Consider the following 2,774-nt stretch of genomic DNA (forward strand, 5'->3'; position numbering starts at 1 on the left):
TCCTGATTGTTATAGAAACCGGGAGAAAACTTGATCGTGATTTGGCCATTGTCGCCGAACGTCGTGTCTAGTGACCCGTCGGAGTTGAACCGGGTCACGACGAACAGACAGTTGTAGTCCGTGAGTAGGTTGGTGCCACTACAGTTCCAGCCGGCGGCCACGATCTTGTAAGGATCGCCCGTGTTCCCCCCGGTGAGGGACTGGAGCGCAATCGCGTTCCCAGCCCCACCCGTCCCGATGATCAGGCCGCCGTCACCAAAGCTCGTATCCAGGCTGTTGCCGCCCGGTTTGGCCGCGAAGGCAGGTTGTAAGGAACTGGCGAGCAGCACTGGCAAGACGAGGAACGAGACCTTTCGCGGCGCCGCTGGATTAACCATTCTGAAAGGCAGGAAATGGAAAAGGTTGCTGTACACGGAAAATCCTCCTTCGGAGAATGCTATAGGTTGTGTTAGTGGAGATGGGAGTAATCTCGGGGTAACTTACCGTAACATCCCGTGGTATACTCCTATGAGCGGTCTTAGGTATGGGCGAAGCGAATTCCAGCCTTCGCGGCATCCCAACCGCGGACGCTGTCCGCGGGCAGTTACAGAGGATCGTCACTTCTCCCGTTTTCGCGCGGTCTGCCCGTCTGAAGCACTTCCTTACGGAAGTGGTGGAAATAGTTCTTGCGGGCCAATCCGCGCAGATCAAGGAGTATTGGGTCGGCGCGATGGTGTTCGGCCGCGGCGACACGTTCGATCCGAAGGCCGATAACATCGTCCGGATGGAGGGCACGAGGCTCCGCCACAAGCTGCGAGAGTACTATGAGATCCATGGCGGTACTGATCCAGTACGAATAGATCTTCCGCCGGGCAGTTACGTGCCGGTGTTCGGCTGGCGCGCGGTGCCGGAAAATGCGCAGGAGTTACGCAGCGCTGAGGGAGCACGCCGGCCTCGGAGCTATCGTCCATGGATGGTCGCTGCCGGCGCCGTGCTTGCGGCGGGACTGCTGTGGACGTTGGCATCTCGCCACTCCCATGTGAATGCAAAGCAGAAGGAACCTGCCGGCGATGCGTCGATAAGTCCCGAGGCCCGCGACCTCTATCTGGAAGGACGGTTCCTGTGGCAGACGCGCCGGCCCAACCAGATGCGTTCGGCGATCGAGATGTTCCGCAAGGCCGCGGCCTTATCGCCCAACTATGCCAAGGCGTACGTCGGCATCGCGGACGCGTACGGCATGTTCGCGGCCAACGGCGGGATGAACAAGGACGACGCGGTGCGGTTTGGGCGCGAGGCGGCGAGCCGGGCGCTGGCGTTGAACCCATCCAGCCCGGAGGCGCACTCCGCGATGGGCGTGCTTGAATACTCGAGTTGGCGGTGGACGGCCGCTGAAAGCCAGTACCGGGACGCGCTCCATCTGAATCCGAATCTTCCGCGCGCCTGGTACCGGCTGGGGGCGACCGAAGAGATGCTGGGCAATTTTCCCGAAGCCGAAAAGGACGTGCGCCGGGCGATGACGCTGGACTCAGCGTACATCGGCTTCGTGGCCGGCCTGCTGGAGTTGTATTACGACTGGCGGCGCTTCGACGACGGCATCGCTGTTGCCCGGCAGATGCTCGCCGCCGGGCGGCCGGCGGCGGAACTGCACTGCCGCCTGGCCCGGCTTTACGACGGCGAAGGCGACACAGTCCACGCGATGGCGGAATGGCGGCTCGCGGCCGATGCCGACGAAGCCAATCTCGGGCACCGGGCGAACCTCGCCATTGACGAGGGCCATGCCGCCGAGGCGCTAAGACTGGGGCGGCAGATCGAAGCCGAAGCAGAGAAGGGCTCCGTCGACATGACCATTCCGGCAATCCTGTATGCGCGGCTGGGGAGGAACGACGACGCGATCCGCGACATGGAGCGCGCCTGGCAAGCGCGCGAGCCGGACGTGCTCACGATTCGTTGGCAAGCCTGTTTCGACGGGCTTCGCCCGGATCCGAGATTCCAGGCGCTTCTTGCGCAGGTCGGGCGCGTAGCCGGGGCTCGGTGAAGCCGCGAGCGCGAGCCGCCAAATTAGGGACTCAACGTAGAGCGCAATTATTGTTCGCGATGGCCACAAGCGCTGCCAGCGGCGAGCACGCGGGCAGGCGGCGAAGCGTCTTCAGGACCTCGATGATCGCGGTGTGCGATCGCCGTCCCGGTGGACGTCGAAAGCCTGCCGCACGGCAAACGCCTCGCGGTTGAGATCGCGCGGACTTTAGGGGTTCATCCCGGCATCCGGCGTTTCGCCGCGCTGCGGATTGCCCGGCCTGGGCGAGCGTTTGGATCAGTGGCACGTTGCATTCGGCAGCGTCCCGCAGGTGCTGCTGAATAGCGACTTAGCGACTTCGCGGCCGATCGCGGGCGCCGCCGCGGCAGCCAGAAAGATCATCAGGGTTCGAACTTGGAATTGCTTCATGCGGGTACTTCAGGGTCTCGCGTGGCGCAGAATCGGCCGCGTGGCTCAGGTGCGCATCCGCGTGAAGAAGTACAGGCCGGCGAGGGAGAACATCAGGTCGGGGGACCAGGCGGCGAAGGCGGCGGGGAGGAGATTGACGTTGCCCACCTGCTCGAAGAAGATGTTCAGGGCGAAGTAGGCGATGGCAATGCCGAGGCTGATCCCGACGCCGGCCATCGCGCCGCGGTTGCCGGCCAGGAACGCGAAGGGAATCGAGATCAGCGACATGATCAGCGCGAACAGAGGCACGGAGAACTTGCGGTAGAACTGCACCTGAAGCGGAACGGTATCGAAGCCGCTCCGCTGCAAATCG

Annotated in this window: 3 protein-coding genes; 1 reads left to right on the top strand and 2 read right to left on the bottom strand. The window is 63.2% G+C overall.

Going from position 1 to position 2,774, the window contains the following annotated elements:
• Nucleotides 1-413: hypothetical protein (locus NEZ08_RS18075; protein ID WP_298109741.1), on the bottom strand; the 413-nt coding region annotated here is incomplete at its 3' end.
• 110 nt (nucleotides 414-523) lie between these two features.
• Here NEZ08_RS18075 and NEZ08_RS18080 point away from each other — a divergent pair.
• The gene (locus NEZ08_RS18080) at nucleotides 524-2,014 is read left to right on the top strand and encodes a hypothetical protein (RefSeq protein ID WP_298109744.1); all 1,491 of its coding nucleotides are present in this window, start codon (nucleotides 524-526) and stop codon (nucleotides 2,012-2,014) included.
• A 453-nt stretch (nucleotides 2,015-2,467) separates the two neighbouring features.
• On the opposite strand, the gene NEZ08_RS18085 is transcribed toward NEZ08_RS18080, so the two are convergent.
• On the bottom strand, nucleotides 2,468-2,774 hold a 307-nt coding region (locus NEZ08_RS18085), incomplete at its 5' end, for an LptF/LptG family permease (protein ID WP_298109747.1).

Origin of the sequence: Bradyrhizobium sp., assembly GCF_027451485.1 — a bacterium.
GTDB lineage: Bacteria > Pseudomonadota > Alphaproteobacteria > Rhizobiales > Xanthobacteraceae > Bradyrhizobium.